Genomic DNA, 22,769 nt, shown 5'->3' on the forward strand with positions numbered 1-22,769 from the left:
TCCTGCTTGTCTCCCCATCCTGCCGCACCCGGCGAACCGCTCGTACGGTTCGCGTGCAGCCATCATTTCTTTTGTGGAACCAACGCTTCCGTTAAAACACAAATGTATCTCTATCGAATCGACTTCGATCAAGGGCTTTTCTTGTTCGTCTGCGGCACTTCCACCGCACCGTTCAGCGCATGAATGAAATAAAAATCGCCGTTCGTCAGCGCCACGCGCCAGGAAGGCACCATATACATCGTTTGCGAGTTGTACACCTGGCCGTGGTAGCCGAGCTTCATGCTCGCAATGACCGAACCGTTCGGCAAATAGTTTTCGATCAGGCTTCGCAGAGCAATGTTCATCGGAATGACCTTCTGCTCTTTTTGCTCACCTTCTGATTGTACTTCAACATAGCCCTGTTTGTAAGCGGTAATTTGGCCGTTCGTTTCAAGAAGCTCCAGCCGTACCTCGAACATCGGCAGCGTGCCGTAGATCTGGTGAAACACGTAGACCCCCGACTTGCTTTCCACCGGATCGTACTGATACGCCTCGAAGTGCGGCACCGCCAGCTTCACCGGGGAATCCTTCAGCGCTCCCTTGCTCAGCAAGGGGCTGTAGCGAAACGGCGTCTGTACCGGAAGCTGCCGGTCCGACCTCATGTTTTCATCGAAGCGGACGACGATCTCCTTCAGCTTCGGCACTTCCTTCGGCAGCTCCGACGGCAGCTCGATGTTTTTGCTTTTGCTGAGCGCCCGCAGCTCCTCCAGCGACGTCGAAGCCTCCGCCACCGTCTGGAGCTGCACGGAGCGGTTCGTCCACAGCTGGTAGCCGAGAATCAGGTTGAGGAACATAAACGAGATGATCAGTATCGTTTTCGCGCGGCTCCAGTCCACTTGACGTTCCTCCCCCTATTCCAAAAATTCATACGAACCGTCCCGCAGCTCCACCGCCCACGCCGGCACAAGCTCCAGCGTCAGCTCGTCCGTTACCGGCTTGTACGCCGGGTATATCGCGACGACGCTGCTGCGCTTCTCGTATTGCGCGAGCTTCTGCCCCAGCGCTTCTCCTCCGGCAATTTGCGTATCTTTTGCCGATAGCGTCCGGTTTTCCGGCACGATGACGGAGCGCTCGAAGCTGGATACGACTCCTTTTTGCAGCACGATCTTGATGAAGCCGATGTTCTCCTGCCGTTCATTAATCACCGGAAGCGATTCGAAATATTGCCGGAATACAAATGATTGGCTCGTTGTAGCCATCCGCTGCGGCACTTTGTTCACCACATATTGCCCGTTCCAGCCGCCATGCTGATTGACAAACTGGATGGCCGCAAGCAGGTTCTCGCGTATCTCGGGCTGCTTCGTTTCCACCGGGGCGACCGGGTCGGAATAAGCCATCCAATGCTGATCGTTTTTGAGCTGCAGGCCGCGTTTGCCGTCGGTATATATTTCCGAGCCGTCGCGTTCCGTCAAGTTCCGCGTAATCGCCGGATCGACGAAGAAGCTGCGCTTCAACTGATCCGCCGTCATAAGCGAGAAATTCACTTTGTACGCAGGCATAGTCAGCGGCTTGGTCGGCAAGTAGCTTTCCCCCGGCCCCGGTGTATAGGGAGTCTGGTCTGCGCCGAGCTGGACGAACTTTTCAATGTCCTTGACCGTAAAATCGGCCTTGATCGCCTCATACGCCACACCCGGCGAATCCGTGAAAAAGAACGTCCGCACGTCATCCTTCGTTTCCTTCGTGTAGATCCAGATTCGCGTCACGACATCGTTGTCGATCGGCAGCTCGCCTTTGATCTGCATCACCCGCTGCAACACGTTGAAGGGAACGCCGTCGCGGAAACGAAGCTCCACGCCCTGCTGTTTGTCCCGGATTTCATCCCAAGTGACGGGAAGCACCGCCGTCGCGGTATTTATCTTGCGAAACCCTTCGATGTACCGCTGCTTCACCGTATCGAGGATGCTGTTGAAGCTTCTCGTGCTCGGGTACAGCACCGTATGCACCTGCTCCCCCAAATGCAGCACCATCTGATCCGGGAACAGCAAATCCTCCAGCACGGCCTGCGTGCCGACAGGATCGGCTTTTACATATTTTTCCTGAGCGAGCGGCTCCAGCTGTGGGTAGCTGTATGCCAGCAAATAGCTGAGCACCAGACTGAGACATATCATTACGGCAAGCGTCACCGATTTCAGCTTCTCGATCATACCGCCGCACTTCCTTCCAGCTGATAAGGCAGCGTGAATGTTACCTTCGTGCCTTGATTCTGCTCCGAATCGAGCGTAATCGTCCCGCCGTGCGCCCTCACTATTTCCCGGGCAATGGACAAGCCGAGTCCCGTGCCGCCCATGCTGCGCGATCTTGCTTTATCAACCCTGTAAAACCGCTCGAAAATCCGGCTCAAATCCTTCTTCGGAATGCCGATTCCGTTGTCCTGCACCGTAATCTCCAGCCATTTGCCGTCGTTGACCGCCGCGCGGATCCAGATGCAGCCGTTCTCCGCGGTATATTTGACCGCATTCGATACAAGGTTGTCGAGCACCTGATCGATTCGGTCGCGATCCAGCATCGCTTCCCGGACGTTCGGGGCGACATCCATACGGACCTCGATTCCCCTCTGCTGAAGCTGCACCGAGAAGCGGTCGATAACCTCCTCGAGCATCTCGGCCACATCCGTCGCCTCCTTGCTGATCGTCGCCTGCTTCGAATCGAGCCGCGACAGCTGCAGCAAGTCGCCGACAAGCCGGATCATCCGCTCCGTCTCGTTGCGCGTCACGCCGACGAATTTGTGCGCGAGCTGCGGCTCCTCGATCGCGCCGTCCTCCAGCGCCTCGAGGTAGCTTTTGATCGTCGTGAGCGGCGTACGCAGCTCGTGAGATACGTTCGCGACGAACTCGCGCCGCGACTGCTCGAGCTTCTCCTGCTCGGTCACATCCTGTAGCACGACGATCGTTCCCGCGGCGCCCTTCTCCCTGCTGTGGATCGTCGTAAACGTAAGCCGAACCGACAGCTGCTCCTCCTCTTCCGGGTTGTACACTTCCACCATCGCCGTGTTGCCTTCGCCGGAGCCGAGCTTCAGCAGCTCGCTGCGGGAGAGGCCGATCACCTCGTGCAGCGGCCGCCCGAGCGTCGTATCTTCGTTCACCTGCAGCATCTGCTTCGCCCTGCGGTTGATGACGATGACCCGGCCCTGGTCGTCCGCGGCGAGCAGCCCGTCGTTCATGTTGGTGAGGATCGATGCGAGTTTCTCCTTCTCTTCCTCGTTGAGCGACAGCGCCTCCCGCAGGCGGGCCGTCATGAAGTTAAACGTCTGCGCCAGTTGGCCGATTTCATCCTGCCCCTGAATGCGCACCTGCTGGGCGAAGTTCCCTTCCGCTACGGCCGTCGCTTGTCTCGTAATTTCCTTGATCGGATTCGTGATCGTGCTCGATAAAATAATGCCGAGCAGCGCCGTCAGCGCCAGCGCGATCAGCGTGCCGGAGATGAGAATCTGGTTGATCGAATTCATCGTCGTGTAAATATCCTCCATCGAGGCGACGATATAGACCGCCCCGACGATTTTCGCCCCGCTGCCGATCGGATGGGCGATCACGACCTTGCGGATGCCGTCCACGTCCATGAACATCCGCGGGTTGTCCTTAATGCCTTGGAGCGCCCGGCTGACCTCGGTTTGAGTCGTCTTTTGCCCGACGATGCCCTGGTGGTTCTGCTGCGTGGTCGACAGCACGATCCCGTTGGCGTCGATCACCTGAATCTCCGATTTGCTGATCGCAAACAATTGGTTGACGACCACGTTCAGGTCGGTGGCGGGCTGCTTCTCCTCGCTCGCCTTGCCCTCCTGAATCCCCCGCAAATAATCCTCCAAATATTTCGCCAGCAGATACGCCTGTTTCGTCCGTGAGTCCAAAAACTCGTTTTTCAAATTGCTTTCGAGCGTCCTTATAAAATAAACCCCGATCAACTGCATCGCGATCAGGATGAGCAGCACATAAATGATGATCAGCTTCGCCTGAATCGACTGGAAAAAGCGAATCCGTTTCACGGCGTCCCGCCGCCTCCCGCTTTCGGATTGCGCAGCATGTAGCCGAGACCGCGGCGCGTCGTAATATACTCCGGACGGCTCGGGTCATCTTCAAGTTTCTCCCTCAGCCTACGGATCGTCACATCGACCGTCCGCACGTCGCCGAAATATTCGAAGCCCCATACCGCCTGCAGCAGGTGCTCGCGGGTCATGACCCGGCCGGTATTTTTCGCCATATACTGCACCAGCTCAAATTCGCGGTGCGTCAAATCGAGCGGCGCACCGTCCTTGTACACAACGTACATGTCGCTGTCGATGAACAGCTGGTGCACCCGGATGCCCTGTGGCGCGGCCGTATCCGGCACCGCTTGTGCGGCTCCCGCCGCCGTGCCGTTTTTCGTCTGGCGGCGCAGATGCGCCTTCACGCGCGCAAGCAGCTCCCTCGTGCCGAACGGCTTCGTCACGTAGTCGTCGGCGCCGAGCTCGAGCCCGAGCACCTTGTCGATCTCGTTATCCTTCGCCGTCAGCATGATGATCGGCGTATTCAGCCGGGTGCGTACCTCGCGGCATACGTCCATGCCGTCCTTGACCGGCAGCATCAGGTCGAGCAAAATCAAATCCGGCTCCTCGGAAAACGCGAGCTCGACCGCTCTCCCGCCGTCATACGCGCAGATGACTTCGTAGCCCTCTTTTTCCAGGTTGAATTTCAATATATCCGCAATCGGTTGTTCGTCGTCCACCACAAGAATTTTGCCAAACATGCCATTCCACCGCCTTGCCTTCCGGTATCTTGTCTACCATTTTACCATATCCGCAAGCAAAAAGAGACATGGCCGAGCAGTTTCCCTGCTTCTTCCATGTCCCTTCACTTACGGCGAGGATCGCCGTTTAACGGCTGAGGTATTTCAGCGGATTTTCCAGTCCGCCGTTCTTATGAATTTCAAAGTGCAAATGCACGCCGGTAGCGTCTCCTGTGCTGCCCATAACGCCGATTTTCTCGCCTTTTTCGACGATTTTGCCGTTCGTTACGTTCAGCTGGCTCATATGTGCGTACAATGTCTGATAACCGTTCATATGATCGATGATAACATGATTGCCGTAATCGCTTTTGAAGCCGGCGTAAATGACTTTCCCGTTGTCCGCCGCCAAAATGCTCTTGTTGCCCGAAGTCAGGTCAATTCCTTTGTGCAGCACGCCCCAACGCGTCCCAAACGTACTGCTGATCGTGGCGGACAAGACCGGCCATGCGAATTTCCCGGAGCCCTCGCCTTTGATCACTTTGGTGCCTTTTTTAACTACCGCCTTGACCGGCTGCTGGATAATCTCTTCGTTTTGCACCGATTCCTCGGTCGTGTAGCCGTTCACCTTGGTCACGAGAATCGTGACCTTCTTGAGTCCGTTTTTCCCCGGGCTGATCGTCTGATTCGTTCCCGCCCGCAGCGTGTCGTCCGTCTTGTATTCGGTGTCGTACTGAATTTCCTGGCTTTCAACCACTTTCTCGACCGTCTTGACGGCCAGCGTCGGCTGCAGCACCGTCAAATCAAGCTGCTGACCCGCTTTGATCTTATCGTCGACAATCCAAGGATTATTCTCGTAAATGACTTGTTTGGAAATGTTGAACTTTTTGGCGATACAGGAGACGCAGTCCCCTTTCTCCACCGTATACTTGGTCGGCTGCACATCGCCGGTCTGCAGCTTCTGGACAATATCCTGCGGACTTGCTACTTCCTGGGGCTGAATGTCGACCTGGTTCAGCTCCACCTTCTGCACGAACTCGACGCTCTGCAGCTCCGTCTCCGCCGGAGGATCCGCTGAAGCTGAAGCCGAGGCCGAGAGGATGCCCACCTTGCCCGGTTCCTTTTTCTTCGCGACCGCCTGGTCCTTGATTTGCTGCAGCACCTGCTCGGCCGTCGCCTGGTCCTTCAGCACGCCGACCACTTTACCGTCGATCTTCAGCTCCGTGCCGACCGGCTTGGCGGTAAAATACGTCGGCACCTTCTGCAGCACCGACTGATCGTTCGTCTCGGCCATGAAAGCCCTTTCGGCCGTGTAGGTGATCTCGGGTTCCTGCAATACGAACGATACGTTTCCGGAATATTGCTGGACTTCTTTTTCCTTGTCGGCCTTGATTTTCTCTACGCTCTGCAAATCGCTTACGGTGCCGACTTCCACTCCGTCGACATACACGTGATAGATGTTCTTCATATGCTGCTCTACAAACTGGTGCCCGGCCACCGTAACGGCGGCGGTGAAGCTAAGTACCGCGAAGCCTTGAAACATCGGCCATTTATGTGCGGAAATCCAATCCTTCATCGTATGTAGTCGGGATAAATCCAATGCATTCGTTGCTACTTCTGCCGTTGCCGCTACCGGCGCCTCCGATGTCTGATCCGCTGTTTCCGGTCGGTTCTCTGACTTGCCTGTCAAGCTGTGCGGCTTTCGGAAGTTCATCCAGCGCTTCGTCTTCCTCAGCGCCTTCTTCCACCAGCCTTCTCCCTTGAAATCGGTCATGATCTTCTCCTTAGTTAGCGGTTATTTAAACGAATGTACATAAATTTTGATGTAAATAGACACAATATGCTGTGTGTAAAATTTTCCTCCGGCTAAAAACACTCCTTTACCACTGTATCACAATCTCTCTACTTTTTTCAACAAAATCCTCTCTTGACAAACGGTAGAGTAGGCTTTGCGGATTAGTTCAATAACAATGAGGTGATGACCATGGAAACATTGCGGGCCACGTTTAACAGCCGGGACGGTCTGGAGCAAGCCGTGAAGGCCTTGCGGGAGCAAGGGGCCGTGGACATCCGGATCGAAGCGGATACCGATTTGCTGCAGCAAAACAGCGTTGCCGCCATGTCTGTGCTCAGCGATATCTTCGGGGACGTCGCCTCGCCTCTGACGATGGAGGTCGTTGTGGAGTCCTCGAGATACCGTCAAGCTGAGGATACGATCGTGAAGTATGGCGGGCAACGCTAACGGTTTATTGATATTTGTTTAAAATGGCCATCAGTTCGGCATATTCATCCGGCTTCAGGTATGAATTCACAATACGCTCCAGTTCTTTCAGCTCGCTTTCCGTCAGTCCGTCCTCCGCAAGCTTGGAGATGTTTTGCAGCTCCGTTTGCGGGAGGCGGCTGACCAGCAGCGAAAACAGCCTCATTTTGTCCTCGCTCGAGATCGCATCTTTTTTCTTCGCCACATCGTCGCTGGAGACGACCACCCTTTTACTCTCTTCGGAAGCGTCCCGGTTTTTTAGTCCGTCACTGCCGCTTTCGCTTCCGGACACTTGGCTCCAAACGGCCACCGCATCGTCCGGCGCCGGCTTCTCCGTCCCGGAAGGGACCGTGCCGTTTTCCGCGCCTTGCGGCTTTCGCTGCGCTTCTTCGGGATTCGGTATGCCGGACACAGGGGCAGATTGTTTTCCCTCTCTTTTGTCCGCCGTACCTCCGCCGTTTACTTCTTTCCCCGGTGGGACCGGCGCTTTCCCACCCGCCATAGCGGCGAGCTGCTCGCCCCATCTCCCGAGCAAGTCCGCCGGTTTCACCGGCTGGATGCTGGCCCCAAGATTAAACTGCCGCAGCAGCTCATCGACATACAACTGAATGGCCGTAAATGTGGTTATTACACATAGGAACACGATCAGACACGATTGCACGATCAATTTCGACATCCACTTCAGCAGCTTCATGATTCGCTCCACCCTCTTGGCCTGTGATGATTCCATCATCCAGTATTAACCAATCGAGGTGGAGATAGACGGAGGGCCCTACAAAAAAAGCCCTCCCGGCCATCATGCCGGGAGAGCTTAATCTTAACCCCAAATCGGTTGCACCATATTCGTTTGCTCCCGGTTGCGGCCCACCGAGAAGATCGCGATCGGAATGCCGGTCAGCTCGGACACCCGCTCCACATAGCGGCGTGCGTTCGCCGGCAAATCCTCGAGCCTCCGCACGCCGGAAATATCTTCGCTCCAGCCCGGCAGCTCCTCATATACCGCTTCGCACTCCGCCAGCATGTTCAGGCTTGCCGGATAATGCGAGATCACTTCGCCGCGGTATTTGTAGCCCGTGCAAATTTTCACCGTATCGAGACCGGCCAGCACATCGAGGGAGTTCAGAGACAAACCGGTGATGCCGCTAACGCGTCTCGCGTGGCGAACCACGACGCTGTCGAACCAGCCTACGCGGCGCGGACGGCCCGTCGTCGTGCCGTACTCATTGCCCTTCTCGCGAATCCAATCGCCCGTCTCGTTTAATTGCTCGGTCGGGAACGGACCGTCGCCTACGCGTGTCGTATACGCTTTAGCGACGCCGATCACCTGCTGAATCTTCGTCGGACCGACGCCTGAACCGATGCACACGCCGCCCGCCGTCGGGTTCGACGAAGTGACGAACGGATACGTGCCTTGGTCGATGTCGAGCATAACGCCCTGCGCGCCTTCGAACAGCACCTTGCGTCCCTCGTCGATCTTGTCGTTGAGCACGACCGAAGTGTCGGTGACATACGGACGAAGCTTCTCCGCGTGCTCAAGATACTCCTTCAGGATCGAGTCGGCGTCAAGACCTTTGGCCCCGTACACTTGCTCGATCAGCGTATTTTTCTCGGCGACGAGTCTTCTCAGCTTCTTCTCGAACTCCTGCGCGTCCATTAAGTCCGCGATCCGGATCCCATTGCGCGCCGCTTTATCCATATAACACGGACCGATCCCTTTGCGGGTCGTGCCGATTTTGTTGTCGCCCTTGCGCTCTTCCTCCAGACCGTCCAGCAGCAGATGATACGGCATGATCACATGCGCGCGGTCGCTCAGCTTCAGGTTGTCGGTGGAAAAGCCGTTTTCGTGAATATATTGAATTTCTTCGATCAGCGCGGCCGGATTGATGACCATGCCGTTGCCGATCACGCATATTTTATCCTTATAAAAAATACCCGACGGAATCAAATGCAGCTTATACTTCTTGTCTTCGATCAAAATGGTGTGCCCCGCGTTGTTACCGCCTTGGTAACGGGCTACGACTTCCGCCGATTCCGCCAAGAAGTCGGTGATTTTTCCTTTTCCTTCGTCGCCCCACTGGGTTCCGACTACGACTACCGTTGCCATTCACATTACCCCCGGCCAGGTGATATACGCACCCAAAAATAGCTTGGAACCTTACGGCTCCAAGCACCATCATCAGTTTATCAGCCCACCTGCATAAAGTCAATCAATAAAAAACGAACAATAGCATAGGCTTGTATGCCATTGTTCGGGATGAATGCACAAAATTCGACTAACCGGCCGCCGATTCCTGGTGCGTCAAGTTCAAATTTACGAACTTATTGTAATTTTTCTGAAAACCGAGCTCGACCGTCCCTACCGGGCCGTTACGCTGCTTGGCGATGATGATTTCGATGACGTTTTTCTTCTCCGATTCCTGATCATAGTAGTCGTCGCGGTACAGGAACGCCACGATATCGGCGTCCTGCTCGATCGAGCCGGATTCCCGAAGGTCCGACATCATCGGGCGTTTATCCTGCCGCTGCTCCACGCCCCGGCTGAGCTGCGAGAGTGCAATGACCGGCACGTTCAGTTCACGCGCAATTTGCTTGAGCGTACGCGAAATCTCGGACACTTCCTGCTGCCGGTTCTCGCCCGCCTTGCCGCGGCCCTGGATAAGCTGCAAGTAGTCGATCAAGATCATGCCGAGCCCTTTCTCCTGCTTCAGACGGCGGCATTTGGCGCGGATATCCGCCACGGTGATGGACGGCGAATCGTCGATATAAATGTTCGCCTCCGACATGACGCTCATCGCCATCGTCAGCTTGTCCCATTCCTCCGGCTTCAGGTTTCCGTTTCTCATGCCGCTCGCATCGATGTTGCCCTCCGCGCACAGCATCCGCTGGACGAGCTGCGCTGCGCCCATCTCGAGACTGAAGATGGCGACAGTTTCTTTCTCGCGGATACCGACGTTCTGCGCGATATTAAGCGAAAATGCCGTCTTGCCGACAGATGGACGAGCCGCCACGATAATCAGGTCCGACCGCTGGAAACCTGATGTCATCCGGTCCAGGTCGTGGAAGCCTGACTTGATCCCTGTCGTCGTTCCCTTCTGCTCGTGCAGCTTCTCGACCTTCTCGAACACTTCCATCAGCACGTCGCGGATCGAGACGAAGCCGCTGCCTGAGCGACGCTGCGAAATCTCCATAATGCGGCGCTCCGCATCGCTGAGGAGGCCACCGATCTCTTCACCGCCGCTGTAGCCGTTTTGGACGATTTGCGTCGCCGCCCGGATGAGCCGTCGCAGCATCGACTTCTCTTCGACGATCTGCGCGTAATAATCGATGTTCGCCGCCGTCGGCACCGCAGTTGCCAGCTCCGACAAATAAGTGACGCCGCCGACTTCCTCGAGCTGCTGCTTGTCCTGCAGCCGCGCCGTCAGCGTGATCAGATCGACCGGCTCGTTATCGCCGTTCAGCTCGATCATCGCTTCGAAAATCCGCTGGTGCGCCCCGCGGTAAAAGTCGTCGCTCGTGATCCGCTCCATCGCGGTGACCAGCGCATCCCCGTCCAGCAAAATCGCGCCGAGCACCGCCTGCTCGGCCTCGATATTTTGCGGGGGAATTCGGTCTAAGAGCAGTTCTCCTTCCATAACGTTTCTCCTCTCCAAACCGTCCGGATCAGATGCCCATTACTTATCCTCAACGACCTGCACGCGCAGCTTGGAAGTCACCTGCGGATGCAGCTTCACCGTTACTTCCGTCACACCCAGCGTGCGGATCGGTTCCTTCATCTCAACCTTCCGCTTATCCAGGCTGATTTTGTGCTGCTTCTCGAGCTCCTCGGCCACCTGCTTGTTCGAAATCGCTCCGAACAGACGTCCATCCTGACCGGATTTGGCTTTAATCTGCACCGTCGTTTCCGCCAGCTTCTTGCCAAGCTCCTGAGCTTCCTGTTTCTCCTGCTCCTTGCGGCGCTCCTCGGCTTTCTTCTGCTGCTCAAGCGTTTTGACGCTGCCTTCGGTGGCCGGCGCCGCCAGCTGCTGCTTAAACAGGAAATTCGTTGCATAACCTTCGGATACTTCTTTGATTTCCCCTTTTTTGCCTTGCCCTTTAACGTCCTTTAAAAAAATGACTTTCATTCGAAAAGTCCCTCCTCTTCATGAATCTCATTTAAAATCTGCTTCAGCCGCTCGGCTGCCTCGGCCGTCGTTACGCCTTCAAGCTGCGTGGCCGCATTGGTCAAATGACCGCCGCCGCCCATTCGTTCCATCACGACCTGCACATTCATCTGGCCGAGCGATCTGGCGCTGATGCCGACAAGCCCGTCCGGCCGTTCGCCGATGACAAACGATGCCATAATTTTATTCATCGTTAACAATGTATCAGCTGCCTGGGCAATGATCAACTGAGAAAATTTGCGGCCCGGATCGCCTACCGCCAAAGCGACATGCTCATAAAGGACGTCTACGTTTTTAATGATTTCGGCCTTCTGAATGTAGTGCTCCAGATCATCCTTGAGCAGCGTCTGAATGAGCGATGCGTCCGCCCCGCTGCGGCGCAGGAACGACGCCGCCTCGAACGTCCGCGCCCCGGTTCGCAAGCTGAAGCTTTTCGTATCCACGACGATTCCCGCCAGCAGCGCCGTCGCTTCCAGCACGCCCATCGTCAGACGGTCGTGAAAATATTGCAGCAGCTCGGTCACGAGCTCACACGTCGAAGATGCGTAAGGCTCCATATAGACGAGCGTCGCTTCGTGCAGGAAATCCTCGCTGCGCCGGTGGTGGTCCACCACGAAGATCCGGTTCGTCAGCTGCAGCAGCTTCGGCTCCGGCACCATCGACGAGCGGTGCGTATCGACGACAACGGCCAGCGTCTTGCGCGTCGTGATCTGAAGCGCCTGCTCCGGCGCGATGAACCATCGGTTCAGCTTCTCATCCTCGGCAATCATGTCCATCAGCTTCTGAATGGACGGGTTGACACCCTCGATGACGATGTACCCTTCCTTGCCGCTCACCAACGCCGCTTTCAGCACGCCGATCGCCGCGCCGATCGAATCCATATCCGGGGTTTTATGCCCCATGATGACGACCTTGTCGCTTTCGCGAATCAAATCGCGCAGCGCATGCGAGATGACGCGCGCCCGCACGCGCGTCCGCTTCTCCACGGCGTTCGTGCGTCCGCCGTAAAAGGACAGCCGCTCGCCAACCTTGACGGCGACCTGGTCCCCTCCGCGCCCGAGCGCCATGTCCAAGCTCGTCTGCGCCCAAACGCCGAGCTCCGTCAACGTCGGAGCTCCGGAGGCGATGCCGATGCTCAGCGTCATCGGCAGCTTGTTTTCGATCGTGATGTCGCGGACTTCATCCAGCAGCTCAAACCGCGACTGCTCGAGCGCCTTGAGCCCCTTCTGGTCAAGCAGGATCAGATAACGGTCGGAAGCCGTCCGGCGCAAGTACAGCCCGTATTTATTCGCCCATTCGGTAATTTCGCCCGTCACCTTCGCCAGCGTAATGCTGCGGGTCTGGTCGTCCATCCCTTGGGTCGCTTCCTCGATGTTATCCATCATGACGATGCCCATCGCCAGCTTCTCGTCCTCATACCGCTGGCGCAGCCCTTTATATTCCGTAATGTCGGTAAAATACATCAGCCGCTCGTCCGGCCGAAACAGCACCAGATACACTTGTTTCCCGACGTCAACCTCGAGTTTCGTCTCCTTGTCTTTGCGCGATTTCAACGCCGGGATCAGCTCGTGGAGCGGTCTGCCGATCACCGAATCCTCTCCCATCATTTTGCCGACAAACGGATTGTGCCATTCGACCGTCATTTCCTCGTTATACAGCAAAATGCCGATGGGCAAGCCGCCGACCACGTCGCTTCCGGCTTTTTTCACGCGATGGGACAAGGTGGCGACGTAATGGTTCAAATCTTTGCGGAACGCTTGCTCCGCCCGTATCGTGTAAAACCCCAAAATACCGCTTAACAAAAGCGCTGCCGTACCAATCTCCCACTCGTACACAAACAAGACGACAATGAGCGCCGCCAGCAGGCCAAAAATCCAAACGATATGTAATCCGTGCCACCGCTTCAGCAGGAACTTCGGCATTCTTTCATTCGCTCCTAATCGCTATAAAGTCGTTATCTTTTCGTTAATCGATCGCGGATCGGAAACGCTACGTCGAACACCCCGAGCAGGCTTAACAGAAAATAGGATGGCAGGAAAACGATGAATAATATGATGCCGGCGATCGGCAAAGCGTTGTTCCATTTGTTTCGATGGGCAATAAAAAACAGAAAAGCGATACCTTGAACCGCAAATGCAAAAGACAGCAACGGAACCGAGTTGATCAGCAGCGTAAACAAGATCGAGCTCGAATCCCGGACAAAATATTCGAGGATCAGCGCGCCCATATAATACCAAACGAACGGCTTCGGCAGCATCCATTCCCTGGCCGGTTTAAAGCCGGGAATTTGCTCTCCGCTTCGGTTCAGCGCCTTGCGCGTCACCCAATGGGTCACGATCACATACACCAGCGAAAATCCAATCATATATAATGGCAGCATTTGCGCCGCCAGTTGGACAACCACATCCGGATCCATCGGAACCATCGTTTTTAATGCCGGAGACAGCGTATCCAGACTACTGCGCATAAACTGCTTCATTTTCGATATCAAGTTAAAGCCGAACGCATAGCTGATGATGAGGCTCAGCAGCAGCTCGCCAAGAAGCGTGACAGCCCCTGCGGTTATAACCGAACGGGCGGGCGCCTTTTTCTTGTACAGGTTGCCCATTTGGATCACCGGCGGCAAAAAAAACAGCGCGAGCGCTATTAGAAACGCACTCAGCCAACCGGGAAAAATCATTCCGGTCAGTGCATATACCACAATCAAACTGACAACAAAATGGGCCGCAAATTGTTTAGCCCCGGACCTCACGTATATGCAAAGCAGCGGCACCATAATGAAACCTAACGTGATCACGCTGATCGACGTCACCATCGACAGCAGCAGTACGATAAATAAAATATTCCATCCGATTAAACGCCAACGCAGACTCCCCAAATGGGTTCACCTCTTACGCAGATGATCTTCTAGAGCGGAAATGTCGCCGTACCAATCCTCAAGCTGATGTCCATCTTCCCTATGCTTCTTCATTTTATCCAATACCGCCTCGTCTAAACTGCGGTACGATACGCCAAGCCGCCTTCCGAGAATATAGCAGCACGAGATGAGGCTCGCCAGCCCGTCGACGATTTTGTGATGGCTGCCTTCCCAAATCCCTTTGAGCAAATGAGCCATTTGGTCGACGAGCTCGGTTTTCAACCATTCGATGATTTTGGCCCTTTTGGCCAGATCCACTTCCCTCTCCGAGTTGGGCGTCATGGTATCTCCCCTTAGCGCGACATGTATCAAATTATACCACAATTGCGGGGCTTATCGAAGTGGCAGCGCTGCGACTTATTTCGCCGCCTTATCCCGGTCGCGGCTGGCCCAAAGCTTGAAGCAATATTCGATGATCTCTCTGCGGCGGATAATTCCGATGAATACTTCATTATCGTCGATCACCGGCACATAGTTTTGTACCGTGGCAAGTGTGATCAAATCCTCCATTTGCGCATCGATCCGCACCGGTTTAATGTTCATATGCTGCGGAACATCGGTCAAGTTCACCTTATGTGTATGTTCGAACCCGATCTCCGGAGAACGTTTCAGCTTCCAAAGCAAGTCCCCTTCCGTGATCGTTCCGACATATTTGCCTTCTTCATTGATCAACGGCACAGCCGAGTACCGGTGATACTCCATCCGTTCGAGCGCCTGGCGTATCGTCGAATTCGGCGACAAGTAAACCACTTCCTCTTTCGGCACGAGAAAAAAAGCAATGTTCACCCTTATCCGTCCCCTCTCCAATTCCATTCCTGCCTTTTGCAGGTTTCCCATGTTATCTATCTTACTGCATTTTCTTTAAAAGAAGATGAATGCGGGCCAACAAAAAAAGGAAGGGAGTACTTCATACCCCTTCCTCTTTTATCTCTAGCTCTTATTCCGTTGTGTAAGGCAGCAATGCAACTTGACGGGCCCGCTTGATTGCGGTCGTCAGAGCGCGTTGATACTTTGCGGAAGTACCTGTGACACGGCGAGGCAAAATTTTGCCGCGCTCGCTGATGAACTTCTTCAGCGTCTCGATGTCTTTATAGTCAATGTGAGTGATTTTGTTTACAGTGAAGTAGCAAACTTTACGGCGCTTGCCGCCTTTTTTGCCGCCGCGGCCGCCAAACTTTCTTTCGCCGCGATCTTCAAAGTTACGTTCTCTTCTTTGTTCCACCTGGTTTCAGTCCTTTCTACGTTAAAATGGCAGATCATCATCGGAGATGTCGATCGGCTTGCCGTCATCCACGAACGGATCCTGATTGCCTCCACGTGCCCCGCCACCGCCAGAGTAACGCTGCTGCTGACCCGAACCCATGTCCTCGCTATTTCCTCCGCCGTCGCCCCGATCCAAAAACCGCACATTATCGGCAATCACTTCGGTCACATACACTCTGCGTCCTTCATTGTTGTCGTAACTGCGCACTTGAATCCGGCCTTCGACCGCCGCCAGACGGCCTTTCCGCAAATAGTTCGCCACATGTTCCGCCTGCTGCCGCCAAACCACGACCGGGATAAAATCCGCTTCGCGCTCCCGCTGCTGGTTTGTAAACGGCCGATCCACGGCCAGCGTAAACTGGGTCACGGCTACTCCCGCAGGAGTATACCGCAGCTCGGGATCTCTTGTCAGTCTGCCGATGAGTATGACACGATTCAACAACTTAAACCCCTCCCGGACGATCGATTACAAAACAAACGAATTGATTAAGCTACGTCTTTAACGATCATGTAACGAATGATTTCGTCCGAAATCTTCATTACGCGGTCAAGCTCCGCCACAACTTCCGGAGTTGCGTTGAAATGAACAAGCACATAGTGCCCGTCACGGAACTTGTTGATCTCATACGCAAGACGGCGCTTACCCATAATATCCTGTTTTGTAACTTCGCCACCGTTGTTGATGATGCCCTGGAACTTTTCAATCGTAGATTGAACCGCTTCCTGCTCAATATCGGTACGAATAATGTACATCACTTCGTATTTGCGCATGGTTTCACCTCCTTTTGGACTAACGGCCCCTAAATCCTGTTAGGAGCAAGGGAGTACAAGCTATCTTTCAAACTCGCACCAAAATAGTATATCAAATTAGGCAGTTGATGACAAGTTTAATCCTCGGTGGCTTTGGTCGAAGCTGGAAAGCGGTTTGCACATCATTTTCCCGGGTTTCGGCAACAATATAACCGATACGGGAGGTGACTTTGGCATGGGTGAGTGGACAGAATTCCGTACGGGCGATACGGCCCCTAACGACGGAGAATATATTGAAGTTGGCGAAGCTTCTTTCCATACAGGCATTCAAAACCCGCGAATCATCAGCCTGAAAAAAGGCGAACGGTTCCCGGAGCCAAGCAACCATAACCGGAAATGGAAAAAGAAAAATCAATAACCGGCATGCTCCCTCTGTTTTTATGAACAGAGGGAATTCTCATATTCTTGGAGGTTATCTTATGCGAAGATTCACCTGGATCTGTGCGCTCATCGGAGTTGTATTATGTCTGGCCCATTACATATGGCATGATTATGACCCGATGTATATGCTGTTTTACTTTCTAAGCATACCTGCGTGGTTTGCCCCCGCCTTCACCAACGTCGTAACCGCAAATATGGCCGTCGTTTATTTGCTGACCATTCTGTCCTGGGCATTGATCGGCTATATTATCGACCGTTTTGCCCAGCAGAGGACGCGGCGGTATCGCTATTAGGGACGTTTCTCCCCCCCTAAACAAGATGACAGAGCGTCACAATAAGATATGAAAATGTTCGAGCGGTTCACGGTTTAAACTCTGTTTAAACCGTGAATTCTTTTTACTACACAGTGCAGGTAAGTCGCCGGGATTTTGAGTGTACGACCTCGCCCCCTAAACTGACTTACCACACCCTGAGAACAAATCTTTGTCGCCACGAGCACACCCATCAAATTTCGGTCTGGGAGGGTGTTGGTAGCCTGTGTAGAAAGGATGATCTATTTGGATGCGATTCGTACTTGCTGCGCCGGCCTCGATGTTCATCAGGCCAACGTTGTTGTTTGCTTGTTAAAAGGCCCTCTTCATCAAAAGCCGACGAAAGTGATTCGGGAGTTTTCTACGGTACTCTCCGGCCTGCTCGAACTAGCCGACTGGCTCACTGAAGAAGGATGCACAGAGATCGCCATGGAAAGCACCGGCATCTTCTGGCAACCTGTTTACAATGTACTTGAAGCTTCTTGCACCATCACTCTGGCCAACGCTGCCCATATTAAAGCCATCAAAGGCCGTAAAACCGATATGAAAGATGCCCAATGGATCGCAGAACTTCATCGGTGCGATTTAATCCGCGGCAGCTTTGTGCCTCCTGTGGAAATCCGCGAATTGCGAGATTTGACGAGATACCGCAAAAAACTCGTTGGGCACGCTACCGCCGAAAGAAACCGCATCTTGAAGGTTCTCGAGATGGCTAACATTAAGCTCTCCACCTTTATGAGCGATGTTTTTGGCGTTTCCGGCCGTCTCATGCTTCAAGCTCTTGTGAATGGCGAAGTTATTGAACCCGCGCAAATCGCCGATCTTGCCAAAGCCTCTCTGCGCTCCAAGATTCCGCAACTCGTTTCTGCTCTCAATGGTCGCGTCACCAAACACCATCGTTCCATGATCGCTAGATCGCTCAAACATCTCGAATTTCTCGAACAATCCATCGCTGAGTTAGAGGCCGACATGGAAGTATACTTCGCACCGTATCAGCGGCAATTAGAGCTATTGGATAGTATTCCTGGTGTTGGCGAGCATACCGCCAAGATCATCTTGGCTGAACTGGGAACGGATATGTCTGTATTTCCCACGGAGATGCACCTATCTTCTTGGGCAGGGCTTAGTCCGGGCAATAATGAGAGTGCCGGTAAAAAAAAAGTACTACCATAACCAAAGGCGATAAAATTCTTAAGTCTGCTCTCACAGAAGCAGCCTGGGCCGCCAGCAACACGAAATCCTACTTAGGTGCAAAGTTCTGGTCCATTACAAGTCGGCGCGGGAAAAACAAGGCTGTCATTGCGATCGCCCATAAGATTCTAGTCATTGCGTACCACATCCTATTGAAGAACGAACCGTACAAAGAACTTGGTGCGGACTATTTAGAGAAACGACGAAGCATTTCCAAGGAAGAGCTAATGATTCGTAGGCTACAAAAATTAGGTTACTCGATACAAAAAGTAGACGAACTTCCCTCAACCAGTTAGGCTCTTTTAAAAAATATTCATTATGGGGACCGGGCATCCTATTGCCTTTTTTCGGCTTTTGACCTCATTTCAATCCATTTTCTCTTCGAAGTGACCTCGAGCTAAACGTTATTTTCCCATCAAATCCCCCCACCGGGGGGACCCCAGGCGCCCCAAGCGCCCTGGACCCGCCCGGTTTGCGGAGTTGCTCGCTTCTAGTTCGCGTTTGACGGGCATGGGATTTTACCCTTTGGATAAAAACCCCTATGCCCGTCACGCTTTACTTTGGAGCTGTGATGTTGGAGTGAATACGTGCCTCGGACCCGCGTTTGTCCTGCCATCGTCTTTGCTTTCGCAAAAACGGTTGGCGGACACGCTTTTCAGTCTGCAAAAAGTACCGGGGAGAATTCGTGAACTCTTCTCCTGACCTTTTCCGGCCAACCTTCCGGGCCCATCCCCACTGCCTATATAGCAAAAAACGACTCCTATTAGGAGTCGCTGCCTTTGTATGTATGGCGGAAAGAGTGGGATTCGAACCCACGCACGGCTTGCGCCGCCTAGCTGATTTCGAGTCAGCCCCCTTGGGCCTCTTGGGTACCTTTCCGCGAGAGACAAGGACTATTGTAGCAAATTCTGCGACAATATGCAAGCCCCTCGTCCAAGAAAATTTTAGCTGCCGTTATTTCCTTGGTCCGCTCCCGCTGTTCCTCCGGAACGCAGCACTTTTTTCAGCTTGCTTTCGAATTTAGCACGGGGAACGAGCACGCTGTGCTTGCAGCCGACACATTTGATTCGGATGTCCATGCCGAGACGAATGATCTCCATTTCATTCGTCCCGCATGGATGCGGCTTTTTCATTTGCACGATATCGCCTAATTCGTAGTGTTTTTTCTCCATGCCTCCTCCGCCCCTTCCGTTCGGTAATAAGTGATCATTTTCGGATAAGGAATCGCAATGCCATGTGCATCAAACGCCTTCTTGATCTCCGCGTTCATTTCTCGGGCGACCGGAGCGTTGCTGTTCGGCGTGCACTCCGCGGTTACCCGCAGTGTAATTTCCGATGCGCCGAGCTTATGGACTCCCAACACTTCCGGCTCCTTCACGACCAAATCGCTTTTCTCATAATATGCCTTAACCGTATCCTGAAGCACCTTGATCGCTGCATCGATGTCCTCTTCGTACGAAATCGACACGTCCACCACCGCAAGCGAATTATGCACCGAAAAATTGGTCACCTGGGAGATCGTCCCGTTCGGGATGATGTGAACCTCCCCTGTCCAGCTTCGCAGCTTGGTGACGCGCAGCCCGATCTCTTCGACCGTCCCCTTAAACGTATTGATTTGAATGACGTCGCCAACGGCAAATTGATCTTCAAATATAATAAAAAACCCGGTAATCACATCTTTCACCAGGCTCTGGGCCCCGAACCCGACAGCGAGCCCGACGACGCCGGCTCCGGCGAGGAGCGGTTCCAAGCGAAACCCCAGCAAGGTCAAAATCATCAGAATCATGATGAAATTCACCGCATAAGATATTATATTCCCAATTAATTTCCCGATCGTTTTCGTTCGGCGCGTATCGAATTTGAGCGGGCCTTGCTGCTCTCTCTCCACGAGCATATGCTGCAGTGCTTTTTGCGCGACCTTGATCACCAACCTGCCCGCCACAAGAATAACGATAATCTTAATGAGTAGTATCAATATACTGGACCATACGCTGGGGTTGCCGATGTATTCCATCCATTCCAAACGAAGCTGCTCCCACGTTTTTCCTTGACCGGTTCCGGCTCCCTCCGCATTGTTCCAGTTCAGTAAAAATTCCATAAGCCTTCCCCTCCCCATGAGTCAGGAATCATTTATAGAGCAATGTTATCATACCTATCGCCATTTTTTAAGTAGATGCCCCGGATCTCCACTTTTTCTGTAATGATCGTGCGCTTAACTTCATCCAGCTGATCCTGAGGAAATTCAATAGACAATGCGCAGCCTGCGGTGATTTCTTTCGGCGTCGGCCGTATATCGATTTCAATTTCCGCATATTCCAGCAGCATCTCCGCCCGCAATGCCTGCTGTGTCGAGTCAAAAGCAATCAGCATCGGTTCCATACGCATCCCACCCATTTTTTCTCTTATCACGTATAAACGTTTTCCAATATCCGTATACTAGTAAAAATATGCTGCATCGGGGGACGATCCTATGAGATTTTCACTAGGAAAAGAGAATGCCGGCCCGCCTTCAATAGAACCATTGAAAATCATGCACACGGAAAAAAATATTCAGGAAGTGCTGCACAGAAAACTTCATTCGATGCTGTCGGACGTTCCGGCACATCAACCTATCGTCATTATTTGCGTTGGAACCGACCGTTCCACCGGTGATGCCCTTGGACCACTCGTCGGATCTAGGCTGCTCAGCCAGCGTCTTGACGGAATCCATCTTTACGGCACGCTCGATCATCCGGTTCATGCGATGAATTTAAACGATACTTTGACGACCGTTTATCAGCATTTTAATGACCCGTTCATCGTGGCGATTGACGCTTGCCTCGGCCAGCTTACCAGCGTAGGCTGCATCCAGGTAGGCCACGGTCCGGTAAAACCGGGTGCCGGCGTCAACAAGGAACTCCCCCCTGTCGGTCACATGCATGTAACCGGTATCGTCAACGTCGGCGGGTTCATGGAATATTTCGTATTGCAAAACACCAGGCTCAGCCTGGTCATGAATATGGCCGAGGTTATCGCTACCGCTTTATACAATACGATGCTTCATCTGCGCAACCCGGCTTCTACTCCTTTTGCGAAGATCGAATAAGAGCTTCCTTCTCTTCAGGCGACAGCGTATATTTGGACTGCCCTGCTTCGACAGGTTTGGCATACACATAAACCTGTTCGCGATTATGTATTCCCGTTATTACAACGCCGCTTTGTTGTTCGTCCACGATAGCGAGGGAAAAGCTGAGATCGCTTCCTCCCTCGCCGAATGCATTGTACCGATGAATTCCGATTTGGCTTTTCATCTTCTTCATAGCACCGGTTATCTCCTGAATCGATTCCCGGTTCTTTTTTTGCTTATCCTCTTGATCCTGGAGCTTTTGCTGCAGGGCAATCAAAATCTCCTCCACATTCTGCGGACTCCCCCCGTTGATCATCTTCACATAAGCAGCACGCAGCCGGGATAGCTTGACCCATAAACTAATAACCAATACCAGCAATATTATGCTGAGTATAAAAGACAATACCGCGATTAAATCCAGCGGCAGCAGCTCCATGATTTCCCCCATGACGGCAAACCTCTCTCTATACTTTGTTTACAAAATGTTTCGCAATTTCTTTAACGGCCCCAATCAGCATATCGACTTCCGAATCTGTCGTAAAAAATCCGACACTCGATCGCACCGCCCCATTTGCCAACGTCCCCGCACATTCATGGGCTAAAGGCGTACAGTGGTAACCCGATCTCACGGCAATCTGATAACTTTGATCAAGGATAAATGCGACCTCGGAGGAATCGGCATTTTGCACGGTGAACGAAACGATTCCCGTTCTATTTTGTCCCAATTCAGGCCCTAATATGGTGACTCCTTCAATTTCCATCAGCCCTGCCATCAGCCTTTGGGTAAGCCCCCATTCCTTTTGATGGATACTCTCCACCGTCTCCTTCAAGACAAACTTAACCCCTTCATTGAGACCTGCAATTCCCGGCGTATTTTGCGTGCCTGCCTCATATCGGTCGGGACGTACGGTCGGTTGATCGATCTCCTCCGACTGGCTGCCCGTTCCCCCATGCATGAGAGGCTCCAGTTCGAGCTCAGGCTCTACATAAAGCCCTCCTGTGCCCTGCGGCCCCAACAACCCTTTATGACCCGGGAAAGCAAGCATATGTATTCCCATATCCGCGATGCGAATCGGAAGCGTTCCGGCAGTCTGCGCCGCGTCGACGAGCAGCTTCACACCGTGTTTACGGCACAACTCCGCTATTTCCGGAATCGGTAGTATGCTGCCGAGCAAATTAGAGCTGTGGTTACAGACAATCAGTTTTGTTTTGGAAGTAATTGCAGCTTTCAGATCATCAATATTTAAAATCCCGCGCGTATCCGTTTTTACATAAGTCACTGAAACGGACCGAGCTTTTCTTGCATATTCAATAGGCCGACGAACGGAGTTGTGCTCCACATTCGTACAAATGACATGGTCTCCTTCTTTGACAAACCCTTTAATTCCCTGGTTCAGAGCAGCCGTCGTATTTAAAGCAAATGATATATCATTCGGATTATTAACCTGGAGCAGCTTTGACAAGTTTTTTCGGCATTCGAACAATATTCGACTCGCCTTTACCGCCATTGCGTGACTTCCCCGCCCCGGATTCGCACCATACAGCTCAACAGCTTCCTTCATGCCTTCAATTACTTGCGGCGGTTTCGGCCAAGACGATGCGGCATTGTCGAAATAAATAGTTTGCACTTTGAACA

General features: G+C 53.3%; 26 protein-coding genes and 1 tRNA gene. 5 read left to right on the top strand and 22 right to left on the bottom strand.

The window, feature by feature from the left end; genetic code table 11:
• Nucleotides 1-128 precede the first annotated feature (128 nt).
• From yycI to MYS68_RS29895, 5 genes are all read right to left on the bottom strand, one after another.
• On the bottom strand, nucleotides 129-875 hold the full coding sequence (yycI, locus tag MYS68_RS29875; protein WP_248929296.1) for a two-component system regulatory protein YycI: 747 nt from the start codon (nucleotides 873-875) through the stop codon (nucleotides 129-131).
• 15 nt (nucleotides 876-890) lie between these two features.
• Complete coding sequence (locus tag MYS68_RS29880) at nucleotides 891-2,183, bottom strand: YycH family regulatory protein (protein WP_248929297.1); 1,293 nt, start codon at nucleotides 2,181-2,183, stop codon at nucleotides 891-893.
• Nucleotides 2,180-4,018 carry a cell wall metabolism sensor histidine kinase WalK gene (walK, locus tag MYS68_RS29885; protein WP_248929298.1) on the bottom strand — a complete coding sequence of 613 codons (1,839 nt, stop codon included), beginning with the start codon at nucleotides 4,016-4,018 and terminating at the stop codon, nucleotides 2,180-2,182. Before walK ends, MYS68_RS29880 begins: the two co-directional genes overlap by 4 nt.
• Entirely contained in the window at nucleotides 4,015-4,758 is a 744-nt protein-coding gene (gene yycF, locus MYS68_RS29890; protein ID WP_248929299.1) for a response regulator YycF, read from the bottom strand. Before yycF ends, walK begins: the two co-directional genes overlap by 4 nt.
• A 127-nt stretch (nucleotides 4,759-4,885) precedes the next feature.
• The gene (locus MYS68_RS29895; protein ID WP_248929300.1) at nucleotides 4,886-6,508 is read right to left on the bottom strand and encodes a M23 family metallopeptidase; all 1,623 of its coding nucleotides are present in this window, start codon (nucleotides 6,506-6,508) and stop codon (nucleotides 4,886-4,888) included.
• Nucleotides 6,509-6,718: 210 nt separating this feature from the next.
• Between MYS68_RS29895 and MYS68_RS29900 the strand changes: the two genes are divergently transcribed.
• Nucleotides 6,719-6,976: a hypothetical protein gene (locus tag MYS68_RS29900; protein WP_248929301.1), complete on the top strand. Its 258-nt coding sequence runs from the start codon at nucleotides 6,719-6,721 to the stop codon at nucleotides 6,974-6,976.
• A 4-nt stretch (nucleotides 6,977-6,980) separates the two neighbouring features.
• Here MYS68_RS29900 and MYS68_RS29905 read toward each other — a convergent pair whose 3' ends face one another.
• The 11 genes from MYS68_RS29905 to rpsF all read right to left on the bottom strand — a co-directional run bounded on the left by MYS68_RS29905 (nucleotide 6,981) and on the right by rpsF (nucleotide 16,105).
• Nucleotides 6,981-7,688 (bottom strand): hypothetical protein, encoded by a 708-nt coding sequence (locus MYS68_RS29905; RefSeq protein ID WP_248929302.1) that lies wholly within the window; start codon nucleotides 7,686-7,688, stop codon nucleotides 6,981-6,983.
• Between the two features lie 123 nt (nucleotides 7,689-7,811).
• Entirely contained in the window at nucleotides 7,812-9,098 is a 1,287-nt protein-coding gene (locus tag MYS68_RS29910) for an adenylosuccinate synthase (RefSeq protein ID WP_248929303.1), read from the bottom strand.
• 169 nt (nucleotides 9,099-9,267) lie between these two features.
• Nucleotides 9,268-10,626: a replicative DNA helicase gene (dnaB, locus tag MYS68_RS29915; protein ID WP_248929304.1), complete on the bottom strand. Its 1,359-nt coding sequence runs from the start codon at nucleotides 10,624-10,626 to the stop codon at nucleotides 9,268-9,270.
• Nucleotides 10,627-10,665: 39 nt separating this feature from the next.
• Nucleotides 10,666-11,115, bottom strand: a complete 450-nt coding sequence (gene rplI / locus MYS68_RS29920) for a 50S ribosomal protein L9 (protein ID WP_248929305.1) — start codon at nucleotides 11,113-11,115, stop codon at nucleotides 10,666-10,668.
• Entirely contained in the window at nucleotides 11,112-13,076 is a 1,965-nt protein-coding gene (locus tag MYS68_RS29925; protein ID WP_248929306.1) for a DHH family phosphoesterase, read from the bottom strand. The genes rplI and MYS68_RS29925 overlap by 4 nt, the downstream gene beginning before the upstream one ends.
• A 32-nt stretch (nucleotides 13,077-13,108) precedes the next feature.
• Nucleotides 13,109-14,032 (bottom strand): DUF2232 domain-containing protein, encoded by a 924-nt coding sequence (locus MYS68_RS29930; protein ID WP_248929307.1) that lies wholly within the window; start codon nucleotides 14,030-14,032, stop codon nucleotides 13,109-13,111.
• A gap of 6 nt (nucleotides 14,033-14,038) precedes the next feature.
• Nucleotides 14,039-14,353 (bottom strand): MazG-like family protein, encoded by a 315-nt coding sequence (locus MYS68_RS29935; protein ID WP_248929308.1) that lies wholly within the window; start codon nucleotides 14,351-14,353, stop codon nucleotides 14,039-14,041.
• 75 nt (nucleotides 14,354-14,428) lie between these two features.
• The gene (locus tag MYS68_RS29940) at nucleotides 14,429-14,857 is read right to left on the bottom strand and encodes a CBS domain-containing protein (protein ID WP_248929309.1); all 429 of its coding nucleotides are present in this window, start codon (nucleotides 14,855-14,857) and stop codon (nucleotides 14,429-14,431) included.
• 151 nt (nucleotides 14,858-15,008) lie between these two features.
• A complete protein-coding gene (gene rpsR, locus MYS68_RS29945; protein ID WP_248929310.1) occupies nucleotides 15,009-15,293 on the bottom strand; it encodes a 30S ribosomal protein S18 in 285 nt (94 codons plus the stop codon).
• A gap of 21 nt (nucleotides 15,294-15,314) precedes the next feature.
• Nucleotides 15,315-15,776, bottom strand: coding sequence for a single-stranded DNA-binding protein (gene ssb / locus MYS68_RS29950; protein WP_248929311.1), 462 nt, complete (start codon nucleotides 15,774-15,776; stop codon nucleotides 15,315-15,317).
• A gap of 44 nt (nucleotides 15,777-15,820) precedes the next feature.
• The gene (gene rpsF, locus MYS68_RS29955; RefSeq protein ID WP_248929312.1) at nucleotides 15,821-16,105 is read right to left on the bottom strand and encodes a 30S ribosomal protein S6; all 285 of its coding nucleotides are present in this window, start codon (nucleotides 16,103-16,105) and stop codon (nucleotides 15,821-15,823) included.
• Nucleotides 16,106-16,319: 214 nt separating this feature from the next.
• Here rpsF and MYS68_RS29960 point away from each other — a divergent pair, with 214 nt between their 5' ends.
• From MYS68_RS29960 to MYS68_RS29970, 3 genes are all read left to right on the top strand, one after another.
• Nucleotides 16,320-16,502: a YjzC family protein gene (locus MYS68_RS29960; RefSeq protein WP_248929313.1), complete on the top strand. Its 183-nt coding sequence runs from the start codon at nucleotides 16,320-16,322 to the stop codon at nucleotides 16,500-16,502.
• A gap of 61 nt (nucleotides 16,503-16,563) precedes the next feature.
• Complete coding sequence (locus tag MYS68_RS29965; RefSeq protein WP_248929314.1) at nucleotides 16,564-16,818, top strand: hypothetical protein; 255 nt, start codon at nucleotides 16,564-16,566, stop codon at nucleotides 16,816-16,818.
• Between the two features lie 264 nt (nucleotides 16,819-17,082).
• Nucleotides 17,083-18,009, top strand: a complete 927-nt coding sequence (locus tag MYS68_RS29970) for an IS110 family RNA-guided transposase (protein WP_248925012.1) — start codon at nucleotides 17,083-17,085, stop codon at nucleotides 18,007-18,009.
• An 806-nt stretch (nucleotides 18,010-18,815) separates the two neighbouring features.
• Here MYS68_RS29970 and MYS68_RS29975 read toward each other — a convergent pair.
• From MYS68_RS29975 to MYS68_RS29990, 4 genes are all read right to left on the bottom strand, one after another.
• Nucleotides 18,816-18,906, bottom strand: a tRNA-Ser gene (locus MYS68_RS29975).
• 65 nt (nucleotides 18,907-18,971) lie between these two features.
• Nucleotides 18,972-19,199, bottom strand: a complete 228-nt coding sequence (locus MYS68_RS29980; protein WP_248929315.1) for a DUF951 domain-containing protein — start codon at nucleotides 19,197-19,199, stop codon at nucleotides 18,972-18,974.
• Complete coding sequence (locus MYS68_RS29985) at nucleotides 19,175-20,125, bottom strand: mechanosensitive ion channel family protein (RefSeq protein WP_248929316.1); 951 nt, start codon at nucleotides 20,123-20,125, stop codon at nucleotides 19,175-19,177. Before MYS68_RS29985 ends, MYS68_RS29980 begins: the two co-directional genes overlap by 25 nt.
• A gap of 32 nt (nucleotides 20,126-20,157) precedes the next feature.
• The gene (locus tag MYS68_RS29990; RefSeq protein ID WP_420852242.1) at nucleotides 20,158-20,412 is read right to left on the bottom strand and encodes a putative Se/S carrier protein; all 255 of its coding nucleotides are present in this window, start codon (nucleotides 20,410-20,412) and stop codon (nucleotides 20,158-20,160) included.
• A gap of 85 nt (nucleotides 20,413-20,497) precedes the next feature.
• On the opposite strand from MYS68_RS29990, the gene yyaC reads away from it, so the two are divergent.
• Nucleotides 20,498-21,112 (top strand): spore protease YyaC, encoded by a 615-nt coding sequence (gene yyaC / locus MYS68_RS29995; protein WP_248929318.1) that lies wholly within the window; start codon nucleotides 20,498-20,500, stop codon nucleotides 21,110-21,112.
• On the opposite strand, the gene MYS68_RS30000 is transcribed toward yyaC, so the two are convergent.
• Together MYS68_RS30000 and MYS68_RS30005 are read right to left on the bottom strand one after the other, a co-directional pair.
• The gene (locus tag MYS68_RS30000; RefSeq protein ID WP_248929319.1) at nucleotides 21,087-21,581 is read right to left on the bottom strand and encodes a DUF4446 family protein; all 495 of its coding nucleotides are present in this window, start codon (nucleotides 21,579-21,581) and stop codon (nucleotides 21,087-21,089) included. The genes yyaC and MYS68_RS30000 overlap by 26 nt on opposite strands.
• 16 nt (nucleotides 21,582-21,597) lie before the next feature.
• The gene (locus MYS68_RS30005; protein WP_248931054.1) at nucleotides 21,598-22,761 is read right to left on the bottom strand and encodes an aminotransferase class V-fold PLP-dependent enzyme; all 1,164 of its coding nucleotides are present in this window, start codon (nucleotides 22,759-22,761) and stop codon (nucleotides 21,598-21,600) included.
• Nucleotides 22,762-22,769: the final 8 nt, after the last annotated feature.

Origin of the sequence: Paenibacillus hamazuiensis (assembly GCF_023276405.1) — a bacterium.
Classification (GTDB): Bacteria; Bacillota; Bacilli; order Paenibacillales; family NBRC-103111; genus Paenibacillus_AF; species Paenibacillus_AF hamazuiensis.